The sequence below is a fragment of the Cypionkella sp. genome, from assembly GCF_030652235.1.
Taxonomy (GTDB): domain Bacteria; phylum Pseudomonadota; class Alphaproteobacteria; order Rhodobacterales; family Rhodobacteraceae; genus Cypionkella.
Genome location: NZ_JAUSBA010000005.1, coordinates 1 through 21292 on the forward strand (window position 1 = coordinate 1; position 21292 = coordinate 21292).

Annotated in this window: 22 protein-coding genes; 16 read left to right on the forward strand and 6 right to left on the reverse strand. The window is 61.3% G+C overall.

The genetic code is table 11. The annotated features are described in order from the left end of the window. Positions 1-138 precede the first annotated feature (138 nt). Complete coding sequence (locus tag Q7V03_RS01395; protein ID WP_304923833.1) at positions 139-621, reverse strand: lysozyme inhibitor LprI family protein; 483 nt, start codon at positions 619-621, stop codon at positions 139-141. Between Q7V03_RS01395 and pyrC the strand changes: the two genes are divergently transcribed. The 3 genes from pyrC (at position 620) to Q7V03_RS01410 (ending at position 4199) form a co-directional block, all read left to right on the forward strand. Further along, a complete protein-coding gene (gene pyrC / locus Q7V03_RS01400; RefSeq protein WP_304923834.1) occupies positions 620-1660 on the forward strand; it encodes a dihydroorotase in 1041 nt (346 codons plus the stop codon). The genes Q7V03_RS01395 and pyrC overlap by 2 nt on opposite strands. A 114-nt stretch (positions 1661-1774) precedes the next feature. After that, positions 1775-2455, forward strand: a complete 681-nt coding sequence (locus tag Q7V03_RS01405; RefSeq protein ID WP_304923835.1) for an orotate phosphoribosyltransferase — start codon at positions 1775-1777, stop codon at positions 2453-2455. A gap of 232 nt (positions 2456-2687) precedes the next feature. After that, complete coding sequence (locus Q7V03_RS01410) at positions 2688-4199, forward strand: replicative DNA helicase (protein ID WP_370651058.1); 1512 nt, start codon at positions 2688-2690, stop codon at positions 4197-4199. A gap of 662 nt (positions 4200-4861) precedes the next feature. On the opposite strand, the gene Q7V03_RS01415 is transcribed toward Q7V03_RS01410, so the two are convergent. Next, positions 4862-5257, reverse strand: a complete 396-nt coding sequence (locus Q7V03_RS01415; protein ID WP_304923836.1) for a hypothetical protein — start codon at positions 5255-5257, stop codon at positions 4862-4864. A gap of 121 nt (positions 5258-5378) precedes the next feature. Between Q7V03_RS01415 and Q7V03_RS01420 the strand changes: the two genes are divergently transcribed. The 13 genes from Q7V03_RS01420 to Q7V03_RS01480 all read left to right on the forward strand — a co-directional run bounded on the left by Q7V03_RS01420 (position 5379) and on the right by Q7V03_RS01480 (position 16028). After that, on the forward strand, positions 5379-6158 hold the full coding sequence (locus Q7V03_RS01420; RefSeq protein WP_304923837.1) for an SDR family oxidoreductase: 780 nt from the start codon (positions 5379-5381) through the stop codon (positions 6156-6158). A 205-nt stretch (positions 6159-6363) separates the two neighbouring features. After that, positions 6364-7413, forward strand: a complete 1050-nt coding sequence (alr, locus tag Q7V03_RS01425; protein WP_304923838.1) for an alanine racemase — start codon at positions 6364-6366, stop codon at positions 7411-7413. Positions 7414-7415: 2 nt separating this feature from the next. Further along, positions 7416-8204, forward strand: coding sequence for an ABC transporter permease (locus tag Q7V03_RS01430; protein ID WP_304923860.1), 789 nt, complete (start codon positions 7416-7418; stop codon positions 8202-8204). Beyond that, positions 8201-8947 carry an ABC transporter ATP-binding protein gene (locus tag Q7V03_RS01435; RefSeq protein ID WP_304923839.1) on the forward strand — a complete coding sequence of 249 codons (747 nt, stop codon included), beginning with the start codon at positions 8201-8203 and terminating at the stop codon, positions 8945-8947. Before Q7V03_RS01430 ends, Q7V03_RS01435 begins: the two co-directional genes overlap by 4 nt. Continuing rightward, a complete protein-coding gene (locus Q7V03_RS01440) occupies positions 8944-9333 on the forward strand; it encodes a hypothetical protein (protein WP_304923840.1) in 390 nt (129 codons plus the stop codon). The genes Q7V03_RS01435 and Q7V03_RS01440 overlap by 4 nt, the downstream gene beginning before the upstream one ends. A 189-nt stretch (positions 9334-9522) precedes the next feature. Then, on the forward strand, positions 9523-9864 hold the full coding sequence (locus Q7V03_RS01445; RefSeq protein ID WP_304923841.1) for a hypothetical protein: 342 nt from the start codon (positions 9523-9525) through the stop codon (positions 9862-9864). Between the two features lie 119 nt (positions 9865-9983). Next, complete coding sequence (locus Q7V03_RS01450; RefSeq protein WP_304923842.1) at positions 9984-10682, forward strand: YoaK family protein; 699 nt, start codon at positions 9984-9986, stop codon at positions 10680-10682. Continuing rightward, positions 10679-11101 (forward strand): paraquat-inducible protein A, encoded by a 423-nt coding sequence (locus tag Q7V03_RS01455; protein WP_304923843.1) that lies wholly within the window; start codon positions 10679-10681, stop codon positions 11099-11101. Before Q7V03_RS01450 ends, Q7V03_RS01455 begins: the two co-directional genes overlap by 4 nt. 31 nt (positions 11102-11132) lie before the next feature. Further along, positions 11133-12491, forward strand: a complete 1359-nt coding sequence (radA, locus tag Q7V03_RS01460; protein ID WP_304923844.1) for a DNA repair protein RadA — start codon at positions 11133-11135, stop codon at positions 12489-12491. A gap of 17 nt (positions 12492-12508) precedes the next feature. Then, a complete protein-coding gene (locus Q7V03_RS01465) occupies positions 12509-13114 on the forward strand; it encodes a CvpA family protein (RefSeq protein WP_304923845.1) in 606 nt (201 codons plus the stop codon). Positions 13115-13225: 111 nt separating this feature from the next. Continuing rightward, positions 13226-14689, forward strand: coding sequence for an amidophosphoribosyltransferase (purF, locus tag Q7V03_RS01470; RefSeq protein ID WP_304923846.1), 1464 nt, complete (start codon positions 13226-13228; stop codon positions 14687-14689). A 235-nt stretch (positions 14690-14924) separates the two neighbouring features. Then, the gene (locus tag Q7V03_RS01475) at positions 14925-15368 is read left to right on the forward strand and encodes a hypothetical protein (RefSeq protein ID WP_304923847.1); all 444 of its coding nucleotides are present in this window, start codon (positions 14925-14927) and stop codon (positions 15366-15368) included. Positions 15369-15371: 3 nt separating this feature from the next. Beyond that, on the forward strand, positions 15372-16028 hold the full coding sequence (locus tag Q7V03_RS01480; protein WP_304923848.1) for an SDR family oxidoreductase: 657 nt from the start codon (positions 15372-15374) through the stop codon (positions 16026-16028). A gap of 70 nt (positions 16029-16098) precedes the next feature. Here Q7V03_RS01480 and Q7V03_RS01485 read toward each other — a convergent pair whose 3' ends face one another. From Q7V03_RS01485 to Q7V03_RS01500, 4 genes are all read right to left on the reverse strand, one after another. Further along, the gene (locus Q7V03_RS01485; RefSeq protein ID WP_304923849.1) at positions 16099-17205 is read right to left on the reverse strand and encodes a cystathionine gamma-lyase; all 1107 of its coding nucleotides are present in this window, start codon (positions 17203-17205) and stop codon (positions 16099-16101) included. A gap of 119 nt (positions 17206-17324) precedes the next feature. After that, complete coding sequence (locus Q7V03_RS01490; RefSeq protein WP_304923850.1) at positions 17325-18224, reverse strand: NAD(P)-dependent oxidoreductase; 900 nt, start codon at positions 18222-18224, stop codon at positions 17325-17327. 54 nt (positions 18225-18278) lie between these two features. Continuing rightward, positions 18279-19709: an aldehyde dehydrogenase family protein gene (locus Q7V03_RS01495; RefSeq protein WP_304923851.1), complete on the reverse strand. Its 1431-nt coding sequence runs from the start codon at positions 19707-19709 to the stop codon at positions 18279-18281. A 7-nt stretch (positions 19710-19716) separates the two neighbouring features. After that, positions 19717-21279, reverse strand: coding sequence for a trimethylamine methyltransferase family protein (locus Q7V03_RS01500; RefSeq protein ID WP_304923852.1), 1563 nt, complete (start codon positions 21277-21279; stop codon positions 19717-19719). Positions 21280-21292: the final 13 nt, after the last annotated feature.

A 21292-nucleotide genomic window follows, 5' to 3' on the forward strand; every position in this document is an offset into this window, starting at 1 on the left:
AGCTACCTGCGCGCCATCCTTTATGCAGCGGAACGCAGCGGGCATCCGCAGCGCGAGGTGATGATCTGCCGGTCGGTTACCTCAAGGTTGCGGGCACCGCGGTTCCAGCGCAGGCTGGCGGAACTGACGGGCGGGTGATCAGAACTCGGGCTGGCGGTTGAGGTCTTCGGTGCGCGCCAGTGTCATGTCGCGCAGGCAGGCGTAGACCAGCAAGGGTTCTGCCGACCCACCCCGCATCGGGTAGCCTGCGACGGCACAGATGGCATCCCGAAACGCGATCCAGGCGCGCTGCGCGTCGCGCAACATGCCGGTTTCCTTTGCCAGATCTTCGGGCCGGTCGGCGAGCGTCTGCTTCAGATCGGCCATCGCGGCCTGGTAGGCCTGGTTCAGCGCGGTGTCGGCCTTGGACCACTCCTGTTCAGCGCAGTAATTCAGTTCGATCTGCGTCATCGCAGCGGTGCAGTCGATCTGCTGTCCGGTGGCGGGGGCTGCGAGAACGACAAGCAGGGCGGCAAGGCGTGTCATTGCAGGCTCCGGGTTTTGGGTTTCGGGCATGGTGGCCCAGCCAGCCCCGCGATGCCACTGGAAACGGGTGCGGGTTTGCGCTACCCGAGGGCTCATGCATACCCTGACCCTCCGCCGCCCCGACGACTGGCACCTGCACCTGCGCGACGGCGCGATGCTGAAGGCCGTGCTGCCGGAATCCGCCCGGCATTTTGCGCGGGCGATCATCATGCCAAACCTCGTGCCGCCGGTTGTGACCGGCGACGAGGCGCGGGCCTACCGCGACCGTATTCTGGCGGCCCTGCCCCCGGGTGCCACATTCGAGCCGTTGATGACGCTGTATCTGACCGAGGCGACAGACCCGGATGATGTGGCGGCGGCGGCGGCATCGGGGCTGGTTCGGGCGGTGAAGCTTTATCCTGCCGGGGCCACGACCAATTCCCACGCCGGGGTGCGTGATCTGGACAAGGTGCTGCCGGTTCTGGAGCGGATGGCCGACATCGGCCTGCCGCTTTGCGTACACGGCGAGGTGACGGACCCGTCGGTTGACATCTTCGACCGCGAGGCGGTGTTCATCGACACGGTGCTTGACCCGCTGCGCCGCCGTCTGCCGGGCCTGCGTGTGGTGATGGAGCATATCACCACCGAAGAAGGCGTGGCCTATGCCCGCACGGGCGGTGACACGCTGGGTGCCACGATCACGACGCATCATCTGGTCATCAACCGCAACCACATCCTCGCCGGGGGCATTAAGCCGCATTACTACTGTCTGCCCGTCGCTAAACGCGAAAAACACCGCCTCGCTTTGCGCGCTGCCGCCACCTCTGGCGAAGCCTGCTTCCTGCTCGGCACCGACTCCGCCCCGCATGTGGACGCGCTCAAAGAACACGCCTGCGGCTGCGCGGGCTGCTTCACCGCCACCAACACCATGCCGCTGCTGGCGCATGTGTTCGAGGAAGAATCCGCCCTGCACCACCTCGAGGCTTTCGCCAGCCGCAACGGCCCCGCCTTTTACCGCCTGCCGGTGAACGAGACGAAACTTACCCTTGTCAAACACGAACAGCCGCAAAGCTTCCCCGAGAAAATCCTCACCGAAGCTGGCCCCGTCACCGTCTTCAACCCCGGCTTCCCCGTGCATTGGCACGTCGAGGCCTGAAGTCTGCCCAAATTCGCATTGGTCTAAATATCCCCAGCGGAGCGTCCTGCATCTGCCGCAGAAGCTTCCGGCGGGGATATTTAAGCCAAGATGAAAGCCCATAAAGGAACCGCCATGATCCCGACCAGCTTCCCCCCGCGTGAAGAAATCGCCCGCCTCACCGCCCGCGCGCTGCTGGAAATCAAAGCGGTGCATTTCAACGCCGAAACCCCGTTCACTCTGGCGAGCGGTCTGCCCAGCCCGACCTATATCGACTGCCGCAAGTTAATCTCGTATCCCCGCATCCGCGCCACGCTGATGGATTTCCTGACCGTCACCGTGATGCGCGACGCAGGCTTTGAGGCGTTTGACAACATCGCAGGCGGCGAAACCGCGGGCATCCCGTTCGGCGCTTGGGTCGCCGAGCGTCTGGCGCTGCCGATGACCTATATCCGTAAAAAACCCAAAGGCTACGGTCGCAACGCCCGAATCGAAGGGGTGATGACCGAGGGCCAGCGCGTGCTGCTGGTGGAAGATCTGACCACAGACGGCGGCTCTAAACTGTCTTTTGTCGATGCCATCCGCGAAACCGGTGCCACCTGTGCCCATACGGCGGTGATTTTCTACTACGGCATCTTCCCGGAAACCACGCAGCGCCTCGCCGATCACGGCGTGGCACTCCACCACCTCTGCACTTGGTGGGACGTGCTCACTGAAGCCCGCGATCAAGGCAGTTTCGATTCCAAAACCTTGGCAGAAGTTGAAGTGTTCCTGAACGATCCCCGCGCTTGGCAAGCCGCCCGCACCGCAAAATAGCGCCAAGATTTTCCGGGGGCGACTCTGTGGGCGGATTGTGAACAACTCTGCCCAAAGCTGCGGTTCTTGGTGGATTACACCCCCATCCCCCGCAAGATGTGGTAGTATTGTTCGGATAGTGACGACTCAACGCTGACTTATCTACAGAGATATGCCTGCCTATCGCGGCGGGCCAATTTGGGGCAATAACGCCCCCTGCCCGGTATGTCTGGGTCACAACACGAGGCAGCCCATGAACGAACTCGCCACCCTCCGCCCGATGCCGCCCGCCCTTGCCGCCGCCCCGGAAACCGAGGCGCTGCCGCATAACATCGAGGCCGAGCAGCAACTGCTGGGCGCGATCCTGACCAACAATGATGTCTATGACCGCATCGCATCCTTGGTGAAGCCCGAGCATTTCTTTGATCCCGTGCATCAGCGCATCTTTGAACGCAGCGCGGCCCGCATCCAGAAAAACGCGCTCGTGTCGCCAGTCACTTTGAAAATCTATTTCGAGGAGGACGAAGGCCTGAAAGAACTTGGCGGTGCGTCCTACCTCGTCCGCCTCGCAGGTGCCGCGATTTCCTCTTACGCCGCGCGCGACTACGCGCAGATGATCTACGACCTCGCCGTGCGCCGGGAACTGATGGCACTGGGCCGCGATCTCACTGCCAAAGCCGCCAAGGTCGAGATTGATTCCGAACCGAAAGACCAGATCATCGAGGCCGAACAACGCCTTTATAAACTCGGCGAACAAGGCGTCGCCGAACGCGGCTTCCAATCCTTCCTGAAAGCCGTCACCGAAGCCGTCAACGTCGCCAACGCCGCCTATCAGCGTGGTGGCGGCTTGGCGGGTATCTCCACCGGGTTGATTGATCTGGATAAAAAACTCGGCGGGTTGCATGCCTCCGACCTGCTGATCCTCGCTGGCAGGCCTTCGATGGGCAAAACCTCGCTTGCTACCAACATCGCCTTCAACATCGCCAAAGCCTACAAACGCGGCCGCACCCATGACGGCCATGAGGGTGCCGTCGAAGGCGGCGTCGTCGGCTTCTTCAGCCTTGAGATGAGCTCGGAACAACTCGCCGCCCGCATTCTCTCCGAGGCCTCCGAAGTCCCCTCCGAGCAAATCCGCCGCGGCGATATGCAGGAATTTGAGTTCCGCAAATTCGTCGAGGCCGCGAAATCGCTGGAATCCTGCCCGCTCTACATCGATGACACCCCGGCTTTGCCGATCAGCCAAGTCGCCGCCCGCGCCCGCCGCCTCAAACGCACGCATGGCCTAGATGTGCTGATCATCGACTATTTGCAGCTGCTGAAAGGCACCGGCAAAGGCGACAACCGGGTGCAGGAAGTCTCGGAAATCACCCAAGGCCTGAAGGCCATCGCCAAAGAGCTGAACATTCCGGTGATCGCCCTCTCACAGCTTTCCCGCCAAGTCGAATCCCGCGAAGACAAACGCCCACAGCTGTCGGATCTGCGCGAATCCGGATCGATCGAGCAAGACGCCGATGTGGTGATGTTCGTCTACCGCGATGAATATTATAAAGAACGCGAAAAGCCCGGCGATCACGAGCTAGAGAAAATGGCGCAGTGGCAGGTGACTATGGAAAGCGTGCGCGGCAAGGCCGAAGTGATCATCGGCAAACAGCGTCACGGCCCGATCGGCCATGTGGAACTGTCGTTTGAGGGCCGCTTCACCCGCTTTGGCAACCTCGCCAAACAATGGCAAGGCTCCGGCCCCGGCGACGACGTAGGGTTCTAGGGTAGCCACTCTCCTGCACCTAAATCGCCCAAAGTCAGGCCGTTCGCCCATTGCACGGCCTGTCACGTCGCCCTACGCTGTTGCAATTCACATTGGATTAAATATCCCCGCCGGAGGCGCAGGCCAGCCCCCCCCTTGCCGCTCAACAACCCATCCCCCGGCAGCGCGGTCGAGCGCCCCCTCGATGGGGGCCGAGACCGCCCCGGTTCAAGATCACCCCACCCGGATCAGATCGCGCAGCAGCCGCAGCTTTTTGGCAGGCATCAGCCCAGCGATCGCATCCTGCCGCCGCATCCCAAGCGCGGCCGCAATGCGCACAGCCTCGCATGGCAATGCTCGGTCATCATCACAACCTGCGCTACACTGCGTCGCACAATGCCATCGCCCCAAAAACCAGGGCCCCTCGGCCAAAACAAACCATGGTCTGCGCCACGGACGGCAAGGCGCGCAAATCTGGATGCGTCAAATCCGTCACCATCTGCGGATTCCCCGCCCCGCAGCGGCAAATGCCAACAAGATCACCTCCGGAACCGAGATTACCACCGCTCAGGGGCTTGCCGGCACCGCCACTGTCGCCGCGCGAGACATCCCGTCTTGGCATGGCCGCCCAAAGACAGCACCAACGCGGACCCGACCAGCACCGCCACGGCATAGAGCCGCCATCAACAGATCAATATCGCGGCGACCCGCGCGAATAGCTCGCGCAACGCCACCAGCCCCAACCGAGCCCATCCGGCCAGATAGGCCAACAACAACGTACCTTGAACCAGCGGCAGCGGCGGCAAAAGGAACGCATCCATCAGCCCAACACAAAGCCCCAGCCACGTTAACCTCACCAGAAGCAGATCACAATCTGGCCCATCTTGGTGGCCTCCCCCCGTCGCGGCCCGCCCCATCACCCCGCGCCGGATATTCGTTTCGCCTTTTGTGTCGACAGCCGCAGCGCCAACGCCGTTACTTTTCCCCAGCACATCCATTGCCGCCGCCGCCTCAGCCATATCTCGCCGCAGCAACGCCGCTGCCCCTGCATCGCCGCGCGGTAAGGCTTGCTGTGCCATAGGCAGTTTCCTATTTCCCAGGGCCTGACCAAGTCCAAAATCCTAACGGAACAGCGTTGCCCCTTGGCAAGCCCGCTGGCAACCGTCAGCATGTCGCAACACGTCAGGCAGCGAGGCAGCAATGGATCTGGGGCTTAAAGACAAAGTGGTGATCGTCACTGGAGGGGCCGCAGGTATTGGTGCCGCCATCAGCGAAACCTTGGCCGAAGAAGGCGCCATCCCGGTTATCTTCGCCCGCAGCACCCCGCCCGAGGCCTTCCTGAACCAACTCAAAGCCCTCAGCCCGAAATCCGGCTGGCTGCAAGCCGACCTCTCGCGTGACGCAGACTGTCGCCGCGCCGTGGCCGAAGCGCAAAACAAATGGGGTCATATCTATGGCTTGGTGAACAATGCGGGCACCAACGACAACCTTGATCTCGACACCCCACCCGAAGCCTTCCGCGCCTCGCTCGACCAAAACCTTTTGCACTACTACACTCTCGCCCACCTGCTGCAAGCCGACCTCAAAGCGAGTGCTGGGGCCATCGTCAACATCGCCTCGAAGACGGCGGTGACAGGTCAAGGCAGCACCTCGGCCTATGTCGCCGCCAAAGCCGCCCAACTGGGCCTGACCCGCGAATGGGCAGCAGCCCTCGCCCCGTGGGGGGTGCGCGTGAACGCGGTGATCCCCGCCGAAGTGCTGACCCCGATGTATGAGGCATGGCTGCAAAGCTTCCCCGACCCCGCCGCGCAAAAAGCCAGCATCACCGCGCGCATTCCCTTAAGCCAGCGCATGACCGAAGCGCGCGAGATCGCCGCCACCACCGTCTTCGCCCTCTCGCCCCGCTCCGCCCATACCACCGGGCAATGGCTGTTCGTTGACGGCGGCTACACCCATCTCGACCGCGCTATCGGCACCTGACCCAAACCCACCTTCCTACCAAGTTGCTCTTTCTGAACTACTCCCGCCGGAGGCTCCGAAACCTTCCACAGATGCCAGCTATGCAGAAAATCCCAGCGGCAGCAGCGGTCGAGCGGGGCCTCGATGGCCCCCGAGACCGCACCCGTATCACGCTCACCCACGAATTCCCCCTTGACCCCGCGCGCGGCCCTGTCAAAACCACGATATGTCTACAGCAACCCTCTCCATCGACCTCGACGCCATCGCCGCCAACTGGCGCGCGTTGGATAAAGCCTCTGCTTCGGGGGTGCAGACCGCGGCCGTGGTCAAAGCCGACGCTTACGGCTTGGGCATCACACGGGTCGCCCGTGCACTGGCCCAAGCAGGCGCGCGCCGCTTTTTCGTGGCCGTCACCGAAGAAGGCGCCACCCTACGCCAAGTCTTAGGCCCAGGCCCGCAAATCTGCATCCTGTCCGGCCATATGGCAGGCGACACCGATATGATCGGCGATCTCGATTTGACGCCGATGCTCAACAGCCTCGACCAAGTCACCCGCCATATCGAATCACTGCCCGGCCATGCCTTTGGCGTACAGTTGGATACCGGCATGAACCGCCTCGGCATGGAAGAACCCGAATGGGAAGCCATCGCCCCCTTCGTGTTAGAGGCTGGCCCCGAACTGCTGATGTCGCATCTCGCCTGCGCCGACGATCCCGACCATGGTCTGAACGAGACGCAACTCGCCACCTTCCTCGCGATGACCAACGGCACCGGAGTGCCACGCTCCCTCGCGGCCACGGGCGGCATCCTCTTGGGTGCAAAATACCACTTCGACCTGACCCGCCCCGGTATCGGCCTCTACGGTGGCCGCCCCTATGAGGCCGCCCGCCCTGCCGTGACCCTGTCGCTGCCGATCATCCAGACCCGCGATGTCGCCGCCGGCGAAGCTGTCGGCTATTCCTGCGCTTGGGTGGCCGAAGCGCCCTCGGTGGTGGCCACGCTTTCGGCGGGCTATGCTGACGGTCTGCCGCGCACGCTGTCAAACAATGCCGTGCTGTGGGATGGTGACACGCCTTGCCCGCTGATTGGCCGGGTTTCGATGGATCTGATCACCGTCGATATCAGCCATCTGCAACAAGTGCCGCGCTATCTGGATATCATCGGCCCCAACCAAACCGTAGATGAGTTGGCCGATATCGCAGGCACCATCGGCTATGAGATGCTCACCAGCCTGAGTGCGCGCTACATCCGGCGCTATTACGAGGGCACGGCGTGAGCCTGCTTGCCCTGCCCACATCCGCCCTCGCCAGCCTAGGGCGCGCCACCTTCAATGCGCTGGCATCCATTGGCCGCATCGCGATCTACGCCGCCCTTACCCTGTCGCATATCGTCCGCCCGCCGTTCTACCGCCGTGAATTCCTCACCGCTCTGATGCAAGTCGGTTGGCTGTCGCTGCCCGTCGTCGGACTCACTGCGATCTTCACCGGCGGCGCGCTTGCCCTGCAAATTTACGCCGGCGGCCAACGCTTTTCCGCCGAGGCCGTGGTACCGCAAATCGTCGCCATCGGCATGGTGCGCGAACTTGGCCCGGTGCTGGTGGGGTTAATGATCGCCGCCCGTGTCACATCTTCTATCGCCGCCGAAATCGCCACGATGAAAGTCACCGAGCAGATTGACGCCCTGACGACCCTATCGACCAACCCAATGAAATACCTCACCGTGCCGCGCGTGCTGGCAGGCTTCCTCACCGTGCCACTGCTGGTCGGCGTCGGCGATATCATCGGCATCATGGGTGGTTTTCTGGTCTCAACCGAGCAGCTCGGCTTCAACCGCGCCAGCTACATCAAGAACACGTTGGATTTCCTGCAAACCCCCGATGTGGTCTCCTCGCTGATCAAAGGCGCGGTGTTCGGCTTCATCGCCACCCTGATTGGCTGCTATTACGGCATGAACTCAGGTCGCGGCGCGCAGGGCGTGGGCGGTGCCACCAAGAACGCCGTCGCCACCGCCTCGATCCTGATCCTGGCTGCCAACTTCGTCCTGACCTCGGTGATGTTCGGATCATGATAGAGCTTTCCCGCGTCGCCAAGTCCTTCGGCAAAAACCATGTTCTGCGCGGCGTCAATCTGACCATCCCGCGCGGGCAAAGCATGGTCGTGATTGGCGGCTCTGGTACCGGAAAATCCGTGCTGCTGAAGTCGATCCTCGGTCTCGTCACCCCCGATTCTGGCCGCATCACGCTGGAAGGCGCGGATGTGCGCGAGGCCAACCGTGATGCCTTCCTCGCTCGCTTCGGTATGTTGTTTCAAGGAGGAGCCCTCTTTGATAGCCTCAAAGTCTGGGAAAACGTCGCCTTCCGCCTGATGCGGGGGGCCACCAAGCTGCCCAAGGATGAAGCCCGCGCCATCGCCATAGAAAAACTCCGCCGTGTCGGCCTGAAACCAGAAACCGTCGACATGTTCCCCGGAGAACTTTCCGGGGGGATGCAAAAACGCGTCGGCCTTGCCCGCGCCATTGCCGCGGAACCTGAGATCATCTTCTTTGATGAGCCCACCACCGGGCTTGATCCGATCATGTCCGGCGTGATCAACGCGCTGATCCGCGAGATTGTCACCGAAATGGGGGCCACCGCGATGACGATCACCCATGATATGTCCTCTGTCCGCGCCATCGCCGACCGGGTGGCGATGCTGCATGATGGGCTGATCCGCTGGACAGGTCTGGTTTCGGACATGGACCAAGCCGACGACCCCTACCTTCAGCAATTCATCCATGGCCGCGCCGACGGACCCATCGAATCTGTAAGATGACCGAACCGCTGACCCTTGCCGCGCAGCTGATCGCACTGGTCGAGCACCCCTTGCCCGCCCTCACAATTGCCCTGCTACCTGCGACCATCGCCATCGCGGGCGCAGCAAGCCTGGGCGCGCGCTCGGATGATCGGATTCTGGCTTGGGTGCAGGTGATCACCAGCATCGCTTTGACACTCTGGATGCTCGCCCCGTGGCATCCAACCGACGCGGATCTTCTCGGCATGAACCGCTCGATGACTTTGTTCACCTATGGCTATGTGCTGCAAGATTGGCTGCGTGAGGCGTGGCGCTCAGGCCTGCATCCCCGCTGGGCGCATTTGTTGGTGATTCTCTGCGCAGCACTGGTGATCGCAGCGCTGGCCTATACCGCGCTTTCGACCTGACTCTTCGGTTTTCCCGCATCGGTTGCGCGACTGTTCCCCCACCAGAAACAACCGTGGTTATCCACCAAGATTTGATCGCGAACTCCTTGCGATTTAAGCGAAATGTTTGGACACTCACGATAATTTGGAAAGGCCCCGCTTGGAAGCGCGCGGGCCAAAGCCCAACCGATGTGCGGGTGTGGGGGTATCATGACGGTGGATTGGCGCGAGAGAACGCAGGCGGCGCGCACCTTGGTGCAAACCGGGGTGCAGGTCTATTCCGATATCAAAGTCGCCCGTGCCAATAGCTTGCTGCAACAGCGGCAAGAGGAAGCGCAGCACCTGACCGACCGTCTGGCCAGCGCCCGCCGCATCTGTGACGAACGCCACCGCGGGATGGGCGATGTGCAGGCCGAGGAAATGCAGGCGCAAAAGCAGATGAAACGCCTTGAGGCTGATCTGAAAGAAATTCTGCCAACCTTGGGCTATGATTTCGACCTAGGGGATCACCGCGACGCCAATGTGCTCGCCTTGCCGAAACCCGGCAAATAGTGCCCTTGCGTAGCACTGCTCAGGGCGTAACACTGCACCAACCCTAGCCCCGAGCCCCAATGCCCCCCGCGCCAGATCCCAAACCCGAAAAGCCAAACCGCGTAACCGGGCCCAAATCCATGGCCCTGCGCAGGGTCCGGCTGATCGCAGCGCATCACCGCGCGGCAGCCTCTGACCGGGCTTTGGCGCTGATCCTCGCAGGCATCGCTGGTGCCGCCAATGCCGGAGGCTTCATCCTGTTGGGCAGCTATACGTCACACATGACCGGCTACCTCTCGGCCGTCGCCGATAACCTTGTGCTGCAAAATCTCGCCCTTGTCGGCCAAAGCCTGTTCGCGATCAGCCTGTTCATCTGCGGTGCCGCGACCTCCGCTATCGTGATCAACTGGGGCCGCGCCCATAAACCCACCCGACAATATTCCCTGCCTATTGGCCTGCAAGGCGCACTGCTCGCAGCCCTCGCCGCCTTGGGTGCAGCGCCACTCCCCGAAGCCATCGCCCATCCCATCGGCTTGGGCCTGTTGTGCTTCATCATGGGTCTGCAAAACGCCACCATCACCAAAATCTCTTACGCCCGCATCCGCACCACCCATGCCACCGGCATGATCACCGATGTCGGGATTGAGCTCGGCCGCGCCGTCTACGGCCGCGCCTTCCATTCCCCGATCTCAGCCGACCGCGCCAAACTCAGCATCCTGTTGCAACTGCTGGGTACCTTCCTGCTTGGCGGCATTGTCGGTGCCTTCGGCTATGGCCTGATCGGTTTTGCCTTCTCGCTCCCCATCGCCGCCATCCTCATAACCTTGGCCCTGCTGTGAAATACGCCAATCTTGTGCTGCTGATCCTGTTCCCGATCACATGGTTCGCCCCCCTGCTGCGCGCCGCTTTGCTGCCGATCTTTGGCATGGATGAAATCTCGGTGATCACCGGCCTGCAATCGCTCTGGGGCAGCGACCCTGCCTTCGCCCTGTTGGTCACCTTCCTCGCGATCTTCGCGCCATTCGCCAAAACTCTTGGCCTGATGCTGATCCACTTTCGCCTCATGTCGCCGAAAACCCTGCCCGCCCTGCACATCTTGGGCAAACTCGCCATGGCCGAGGTCTTCCTGATCGCACTCTACCTCGTCATCGCCAAGGGTGCGGGCTATGTCACAATCGAGACCGCATGGGGCCTGTATCTGTTCACCGCCTGCATCCTCGCCTCGCTGTTCATCTCGCATAAAACGGAAACATCTTGAGGCATCCCGCATTTCCGGGCATTGAACCGTCATGAGCAAAAACTCCCCCACCTTCACCTGCACCACCTGCGGCGCCGCCCATCGCAAATGGATCGGCAAATGCGAAGGCTGCGGCGGCTGGAATACGCTGATCGAGGAAGCCCCCCTCTCAGCAGGCCCGAAAGCCTTAGGCGGCAAAGGCCGCGCCATTCATCTGACCGACCTTGCCACCGTCGGCGAGGCCCCGCCGCGCGCCTCCTCCGGCATTGACGAATTAGACCGCGTGCTGGGCGGCGGCCTTGTGCCAGCCTCCGCCATCCTTGTCGGCGGCGATCCCGGTATTGGTAAATCGACGCTGCTGCTGCAAGCCGCCGCATCCTTCTCGCGACATGGCGTCAAATGCCTGTATATCTCGGGCGAAGAAGCCACCGCCCAAGTGCAGATGCGCGCGCAACGCCTTGGCCTCACCGAATCCCCCGTCGCCTTAGGTGCAGAGACCAACCTGCGCGACATCCTCACCACTTTGGACGCCGAACGCCCCGGCCTTGCCATCATTGACTCGATCCAAACCATGTGGCTCGACACCGTCGATAGCGCCCCCGGTTCCGTCTCCCAAGTCCGCGCCGCTTGCCACGAACTTGTCACCTTCGCCAAGCGCCGTGGCGTGGCGATCATCCTGGTCGGCCATGTAACCAAAGACGGCCAAATCGCAGGCCCCCGCGTGGTCGAGCACATGGTCGATACCGTGCTCTACTTCGAAGGCGAGCGTGGCCACCAATTTCGCATCCTGCGCGCCGTGAAAAACCGCTTCGGCCCGGCGGACGAAATCGGCGTGTTTGAGATGACCGGAAATGGGTTGCAACAAGTGACAAACCCCTCCGCCCTGTTCCTTTCAGAGCGCGGCCAACCCTCCCCCGGTTCCGCCGTTTTCGCGGGCATCGAAGGCACCCGGCCCGTGCTGACTGAAATCCAAGCCCTCGTCGCCCCCTCGCCTCTCGGCACCCCAAGACGCACCGTCGTTGGCCTCGACTCGGGCCGCCTCTCCACCATCCTCGCCGTGCTGGAAGCCCGCTGTGGCATCCCCTTTGCGGGGCTCGATGTGTTCCTCAACGTTGCGGGAGGCATGCGGGTGACCGAGCCTGCCGCCGACCTTGCCGTAGCGGCAGCGCTGATTTCGGCCCGCGAGGATGTCAGCATCCCCCCCGAAACCGTCTTATTCGGAGAAATCAGCCTCTCCGGGGCCCTGCGCCCGGTCAGTCAGACCGAAAACAGGTTGAAAGAAGCTGCAAAACTTGGTTTCTCACAAGCAATTGCGCCCAAAGGATCAAAGCTTGGGCAAGTCGAGGGCATGAACGTTCGGCAAATGCCGGACCTCACCGCCTTTGTAGGTGAAATGTTCGGGGCGGGCTAAGCCTTAAGGAGCGGAAGATGGAAGGTTTTACCCTTGTTGATGCGGGCGTTGCTGGCATCATCGTGCTGTCGGCAGTGCTTGCCTATTCGCGCGGTTTTGTGCGTGAGGCGATGGCAATTGTCGGCTGGGTCGGTGCGGCCGTGCTCGCCTATATGTTCGCCGCCCAAGCGCAGCCGCTGGTCAAGGAAATCCCCGGCGTTGGCTCCTTCCTTGAAAACTGCGAACTCTCGCTGATCGCCGGCTTCGCCGCTGTCTTTGCCGTCGGCCTGATCGTCGCGGCTCTGTTCACGCCATTGTTTTCCTCCGTGGTGCAACGCTCAATCCTCGGCGGTCTGGATCAAGGCGTCGGCTTCCTGTTCGGTGTTGTACGCGGCGTGCTACTGGTTGGCATCGCGTTTCTGGTCTACGACCGCGCCGTTGCAGCCAACACAGTGCCGATGGTGGACAATTCGCGCTCGGCAAAGATCTTCGCCTCATTCCAAGGCGACATCAACGACGCCGTGCCGACCGATGCGCCAAATTGGGTTGTGGCCCGCTACAACGAGTTGACTGCCACCTGCACAAAAGAAACCAGCACTCTGCCGCAGGTTGCCCCAGCCGCTGAAACCGCCCCTTCTAATTAATGCACAGCGGCCATGCCGCATTGCAGCATCAACCAGGACTTTCAGGGGGTGACACTGGCTTCGCTTCGGCCTAAAGGAAAGGCGCAGAACGAACCCGGATTCGGAGGCTCCATGCAACCCTTCTATGCCCATCCTTTTGACGATGATAAGCTGAAGGAGGAATGCGGCATTTTTGGCGTGATCGGCGTGTCCGATGCGTCAAGCTTTGTCGCGCTTGGCCTCCATGCCCTGCAGCATCGCGGTCAGGAAGCCGGCGGCATCGTGTCCTATGATCAGGAAACCGGCTTCAACTCGGCCCGCCGTTTCGGTTATGTGCGCGACAATTTCACCAAGCCCGACGTGATGGAAACCCTGCCGGGGTCGCTGGCCATCGGCCATGTCCGCTATTCCACCGCCGGTTCCAAAGGCGCGACCGCGATCCGCGACGTGCAACCGTTCTTCGGCGAGTTTTCGATGGGTGGTGCCGCCATCGCCCATAACGGCAACCTGACCAACGCTGCCGCTCTGCGCCGCGAGTTGATCGAGCGCGGCAGCATCTTCCAATCCTCGTCCGATAGCGAGTGCATCATCCACCTGATGGCCCGCTCGATCCAAATGAACATTTCTGAGCGGATCAAAGACGCCCTGCGCCGCGTCGAAGGCGCATTTTCCGTGGTCGCGATGACCCGCACCAAACTGATCGGCGTCCGCGACCCTTTGGGCGTCCGCCCCTTAGTTCTGGGCCGCATCGGTGATTCCGCTTGGGCGCTATCGTCCGAGACCTGCGGTCTCGACATCATCGGGGCCGATTTCGTACGCGAAATAGAACCCGGCGAAATGGTCGTCATCGAAGACGGCAAAGTCAATTCCACGCGCCCCTTCGCCCCCGCCAAATCCCGCTTCTGTATATTTGAACACGTCTACTTCAGCCGTCCCGATTCCATACTCGGCGGCCGCTCAGTCTACGAGACCCGCCACGCCATCGGCGTCGAACTCGCCAAAGAAGCCCCCGTCGATGCCGATTTGGTCTGCCCGGTTCCCGATTCAGGCACACCCGCCGCCATCGGCTACTCACAACAATCCGGCATCCCGTATGCGATGGGCATCATCCGCAATCAATACATGGGTCGCACTTTTATCGAGCCCTCGGAATCCATCCGCAACATGGGCGTGCGCCTGAAACTCAACGTCAACCGCGCCCTGATCAAAGGCAAGCGGGTGATCCTTGTCGACGATAGCGTTGTACGCGGAACAACCTCGCGCAAAATCAAAGACATGATCCTTGAGGCCGGAGCCGCCGAAGTCCACTTTCGCATCGCCTCCCCACCCACTGCTTGGCCCTGCTTTTACGGCGTCGATACCCCCGAACGCAGCAAACTCCTCGCCGCAACCATGACCGAGGATGAAATGCGCGACTGGATCGGCGTCGACAGCCTCAAATTCATCACCCTCGACGGCCTCTATCGCGCCGCAGGCGAAGCCAAAGGCCGCGACGCAAGCGCCCCGCAATACTGCGACGCCTGCTTTTCAGGCCAATACCCTATCGCTCCCTCCGACAAAATCGAAGAAGGCTTCCAGATGAAAGCGGCGGAATAAGTTGCAATGGCCTACTCTGGCGTAGCGCAACTTGTTTAAAGCGTGGCAAAAAACCTAAGCTTTCGCGCTCTGCTCCGGCCGCTGCGGCTCCAGAACCTTCTCCCGCTCCTGTGAAAATTCCAACAATTTCATCGCCGAACACCAATAGCGTACCCATCTTTTGGGCCCTAACCGCTTCGTTTAGCCCGACAACCAGATCAAACTCGACAACCGCCTCGCCTGATGGGCGGGCAAGTTGTGCGCCAGCTTTGGCGACACGCCGTTTTACGTCCGTCTCACTCGAGACGGCGACGCCGTGGTGAAGTTCTGCGTCGCGCGCAAAAACTGTGGCCTCGTAAAAGCCAACCAAAAAACCCTGCTATGCAACCTCGTGCTGCGCAAACCCAAGACAGATCTGACCAAAACTATCGAGAGCCTTATCGAGACCATCACCAGCAGCATCACCTATTTCCTGCGCGACAAAACCCGACTCATGCGCTTACGTATCGAGACGATAGAGCAAGATTTCCCCAAACTCTGGGATTGGATCGGCGCAAAGGGCGATCTGAAGGCCGCGTGCATGAATGGACCCTGCGCTACAATGCCACTGAATAACCCGCCCCCTTGCCCTTTCACATTGGCTCAAATATCCCCGCCTGAGGCATCCAACGCCGCAGCGAAACCAACGCCCAAAGGATAACCAATGACCAAACGCCTCGCCCTGATCACCGGAGCTTCGCGTGGACTCGGCGCGGCCCTCGCCGAGCAACTGGCAGCGGGCGGCTGGCATGTCGTCGCCGTCGCGCGCACCGTCGGAGGCTTGGAAGAACTCGATGACCGCGTCAAAACCCTGAAACTGCCCGGCGCGGGCGGCCTCACCTTGGCCCCGATGGATGTTATCAATGATGACGCGATGCGGCATCTGTGCCTATCGATCCATCAGCGTTGGGGCAAGCTGGATCTCTGGGTTCACACCGCAATCCATGCCGCCCCGCTCGCGCCAGCAGGTTCACTCGATGTGAAGGATTGGGACAAAAGCATCGCCACCAATGTCCGTGCGACCGGCATGTTGATCCCGATGATCGAGCCCTTGTTGCGCGCTGGCGACGGCAGCGCGATGTTTTTTGATGATCCGCGCGCAGGCGAGAAATTCTTCGGAGCTTACGGCGCGACCAAAGCCGCGCAAATCGCCCTTGCCCGCAGTTGGGCTGCCGAGAACGCCAATATCGGTCCGCAGGTGCGCATCGAAACCCCTGCGCCCATGCCAACCGCCACCCGCGCGCGCTTCTTCCCCGGCGAAGACCGCGCGCCGCTGATCCACCCGCGGGATGAGGCCGCTAGGTTGATCAATCTGCTGTAACGTCTCCCGCAATCCACGGAATTTCAAGAAAAATTCCGTGCACGATTTTCACTTCGGAAATCGCCTTCGCTCAACGTTTCAGCGCAGCTTCCATAGCCGCCCACAACGGCTCAAACGGCTCAATCCCCACCGACAACCGAATAAACCCTGGGGACACTCTATCGCCCCAACGCGCCCGTCGTTCGCCCGATGAATGGGTGCCGCCAAAGCTGGTTGATTGAACAATGTAAGGACATTCGGTCAAAAACCGTTCAGCCCGCGCCTCATCCTCCAATTCAAAACCGATCAGAAAGCCAAACCCCGTCATCTGTGTTTTGGAAATTACGTGAGAAGGGTCACTCGCAAGCCCGGGATAGCGCAAATTGGCAACCGCCCGATGCGCCAGCAACCGCTCCGCAATCACTCCGGCACTGGCGCACATCCGCTGCAATCGCAACTCCAGCGTTTCGATGCCGCGATGCACCTGCCACGCCTCAAATGGCCCCGGCACCGCCCCCGAGAGCCTGCGCCAGTCGCGCACCCGCGCCATCAGGCCCGCATCTCGCCCCGCAACATGGCCAAACAACACATCAGAATGCCCCGCAGGCGCTTTGGTATCCGCGGCCACCACCAGATCAGCGCCCAGATCGAGCGGGCGCTGCAACAGTGGGGTCATCGTGGTGTTGTCGACGATCACCACGGCCCCCGTTGCATGGGCGCGCAGCGATATGGCCGCAATGTCTACCACATCCAGGCCGGGGTTTGAGGGTGTTTCCAGATAGACCACCGCCGCGCCGGAAAAATCAAAGCTGGCATAATCCGCTGTCGCGATCTGCACCACCTCTACCCCGAACGGCGCAAGAAAGCCCTCCGACAACACCCGGGTCACATAGTAGCCATCTGCCGGAATGATCAGCTTGGCGCCGACCTTCAGGGTCGCCATCAAAGCCGCCGAAATCGCCGCCATCCCAGACGGGAAACTGACGCAGGGCGCGTCTTCCAGCAGCGCGAGCTGATCCTCCACCGCCTCCCAAGTCGTCATGCCGTTGCGGCCGTAGATATGGCTGGCCCCGGCCACCTCTGGCAAATGAAACGTCGCCGCAGGCACAATCGGCAGGCTTACGGGATCGCCTTTTTTCAGCCCCGCGCTGCGGTGATGCAGCAGTTGGGCGGCGCGGGTCTGAGAGGCTTTATCCATGGCTTCTTTCCATGGTCCCAACTCGGGACCAAATAACCCGCCCTGATTTCAAGGGGTTAGGGTGCTGACTTTAAGACATTGTTAACAGTTTCGCCCAAAGCCACCCCCTGCGCAAGCTGCTATTCCAACCGGGCTGGGAAGCCTTCGGCGCGCAGATCTGTGCCCAAGAGATCCTCGAGCAACTTCGCGATCATCGGAGATTGCGCCTCGCCACCATACGCGGCTTTGGCGGCGATATAGGTCTGGTTGGTCATCGAGGCGAGATCCAGCGGCACGCCAAACTCTTTGCCAAAACCCAAGGCAAAGCCAAGGTCTTTCAGCGCCAGATCAATGTTGAAGGCGATATCATAGGACCCGTTCAGGATCAGCGCGCCTTCGGTTTCATGCACGAAACTGTTGCCCGACGAGGCCGCAATCGCATGCCAAGCCTGCGCCAGATCAAGCCCGCCGCGTTTGGCCAGCATCAACGCCTCGGACGTGGCCTTCAGGTGAATGAAGGCCAGCATGTTGGTGATCACCTTGATAATACAGGATGATCCCAGCGGCCCCATGTGGAAAATCTTGTCGCCCATCGCCTGCATCGCGCCATAGTGCAAATCGAACAGGTCTTTGTCGCCACCCGCCAGCATGGTGATCTTGCCCTGATAGGCCAGATGCACGCCACCGGTGACCGGCAGTTCCATCATGCGCACGCCGGACTCGGCCGCGACGGCGGCGAGTTTCAGCACCTCATCCCGGCCCAAAGTGGACATCTCAAGCCAAGACGCACCTTTTTCCATGTGCGGCAGAATATTGCGCAACACCCGTTCCGAGACGGCTGGCGACGGCAGGCAGGTGATCACATGATCAGCCGATGCGGCCAAAGCCTCGGCACTGGTTGCCAAAACCGCGCCTTGCGCGACCAGCGGTGCTGCCAAGGCTGGGTTCAGATCATAGACCGTCACCTGAAAGCCCGCCTTCAGCAAACAGCCCGCGCAGGCGGCGCCAAGGTTGCCAAGGCCGATATATCCGTAATGCATGGTAAATCCTATGGAATGAGGGGGCGGCGACACCCGCCCCCGAGTATAAGTCCGTCAGTCGCCGTAGCCGACGATGCCCTTGATCTCGCAGAAATCATGAATGCCCCAATCGGCATATTCGCGTCCGTTGCCAGATTGCTTATAGCCGCCAAACGGGGCCGAGGTGTCCCACTCGGGGTAGTTCAGGTTCACCGTGCCTGCACGCAGACGGCGGGCGACGGGTTTGGCATCCTCTAACGGGCCGGCGATATAGGCGGCAAGGCCGTAAACCGTATCGTTTGCCATGCGCACAGCGTCATCCACCGTGTCGTAGGGCAGAATCGCCAGCACCGGGCCGAAGATTTCTTCCTTCGAGATTGTCATTTCGTTCTTCACATCGCCGAAGATCGTAGGCTTGGCAAACCAACCACGATTGAGACCTGCGGGGCGGCCCAAGCCGCCTGTCACCAAGGTTGCCCCCTCATCAATGCCCGCTTGGATCAGGCGCTGCACCTTCTCGTACTGGGCTTTCGAGATCAGCGGTCCCATCGTGGTGGTCTCAAGGGTCGGATCGCCGGGGATGATCGCCTCGGCGGTGGTTTTCGCCACCGCAAGCGCTGCGGCCTGCTGGTCGCGCTGCACGAACATCCGCGTTGGCGCGTCGCAGGATTGGCCCGTGTTGGACATGATTGCATTGACGCCAGCCGCCACAGCAGCCGCCAGATCTGCGTTGGGAAGAATGATATTGGCGGATTTACCGCCCAATTCCTGCGCCACGCGCTTCACCGTCGGCGCAGCCGCCGCCGCCACCGCCGTGCCCGCGCGGGTCGATCCGGTGAACGACACCATATCCACTTCGGGATGCGACGACATCCGCGCACCGACTTCCAGCCCGGTGCCATTCACCAAGTTGAACACGCCGGGCGGAACGCCTGCGTCATGGCAGACCTCGGCGAACAACACGCCCGATAAGGGTGCAATTTCCGAAGGCTTCAGCACCATCGTGCAGCCTGCAACCAATGCCGGGGCCACCTTGCAAGCGATCTGGTTCATCGGCCAGTTCCACGGCGTGATCAAAGCACAAACGCCGATGCCTTCATGCACGATCCGGGTGGTGCCGCGCGAATATTCCCACGCCATTTCCTCGGCGGCCTTGATGGTGGCCTCGATATGCACCTGCCCCGCCCAAACCTGCGCGCCACGCGCCCATTCGATCGGTGCGCCCATTTCGGTGGACATCGCTTGCGCGAAATCTTCGTAGCGGGAGTTGTAAACTTCCAAAATCCGCTTCACCAAGTCGATACGCTTTTGCACCGGCCACACGGTATAGGCGTCAAACGCGGCGCGGGCGGCGGCGATGGCGTTGTCGATGTCGGTCTGGTTGCCCAAGGCAACTTCGGCCACAATCTCCTCGGTTGCCGGATTTTCAACCCCCATCCGCGCGGCCGAGTTCGGCTGAACCCAAGCGCCGTTGATGTAGAATTTGGTCATGTTGGCAGAAATCATGGCATCCTCACTTGAAGTAGATTTTATATTTGGCGCGGATGATCGCGTCGATCTCGGGATCAATCACGTTTCCGGCCTTTGCGAGGATACTATTCTTGCGGGCGATGGCGGCGTCAAGCAGCAGTGGCTTTCCAGCCTCATTCCACTCCTTCGGCGACATCCTATTCGCCGATGCGGGGTAGATATATTCGGTTTGCATCAGTTTCAGGGTCTGATCTGAGCCGAGATAGTGGCCGGGGCCGCCAAGGCAGACCTGTTTCATCGCCTCGATGCTGGTGCTGTCTGGCGTCACATCAATACCGCGCACCAAACGCATGGCTTGGCCGAGAAGGTCATCGCCCAAGACCAGAGATTCAAGGCAGAACCCGAGCAGACTGGCGTGCATGCCCACGGCCTCGTAGCACATGTTCAGGCCCGCAAGACCCGCCAGAGAGTTGGTGATGCCCTGCTCCCATCCGGCCTGCATATCGGGCAGTTTGCTGTCGGAAATCCCAGAGGCAGCACCCCCCGGAAGGTCATAAAAATGGTGCATCTGCGCACAACCAGCGGTCAACAAGGCTTGTTCCGCTGAACCGCCCGACATCGCCCCGGTGCGCAGGTCGGACACAAACGGCCAAGTGCCGAAGATGCAGGGCGCGCCTTTCTTGATCGCATTGGCATAGACCACGCCCGCAAGGCATTCGGCCATCGCCTGCACAATGGTCAGCGCAATCGGTGCCGGAGCCGTGGCCCCCGCCTGCCCCGCCGACAGCAGCAGCATCGGCATGCCGCGCCGGATGCAATCCTCCATCGTGATGCAGGATTCCTCGGCGAATTTCATTGGCGGGACGACGAAGCAGTTGGAGTTGCTGACGAAGGGCCGCTCCAGCCATTTTTCCTCGCCCCCCGCCACGGTGTAGATCATGTCAAAACAAGCCGCGACATGCGACGGGTCAGAGAAGCTGGTGCCGACATGCTTCGTGGTGCCCGCAAGGCAGCCATAGAGCGTGTTGAGGTCCATATCCTGATTGTCCACCACGTCGCGGCACACCATCGTGCGCTGATAGAAGTGGATATTGTCGAGATTCTCGACCAGCCGCGCGGCATCATAAAGGTCTTGCGCGGTGCTTTCGCGGTAATCGAGGCTGATCGGATCGACGATATGCACCGCCGCCCCGGCTGTGCCAAAATGCACCTTGTTGCCGGACAAGTGCAGATCATGCTTGGGGTCGCGCGCATGCAAAGTGATATTGCGCGCAGCCACTGCCAACATGTCCTCGACCAGCGCGCGCGGGAAGCGGATGCGGCCATCATCACCTTCAATGGCCCCGGCCTCGGTCAACAGTTTCACCCCAGAAGGCGGGGCTTGGCTTAGCCCAATCTGCTCCAAAGCCTGCAAGGCGCTTTCGTGGATTTGCGCGATACCAGCATCGGTCAAAGGCTTATATTGCCCACCCGACATGCCGCCGCGCACCGGGCGCACGTCATCGGCCAAGGGCGCTGAACGGAGCGCCACCCGTGCGGTGCGCCCACCAGACCGCCGCGCCCGTGAGGGTTCACACATTTCACCGATTTCGCTTAGATCGCTCATCTTCGTCATCCTC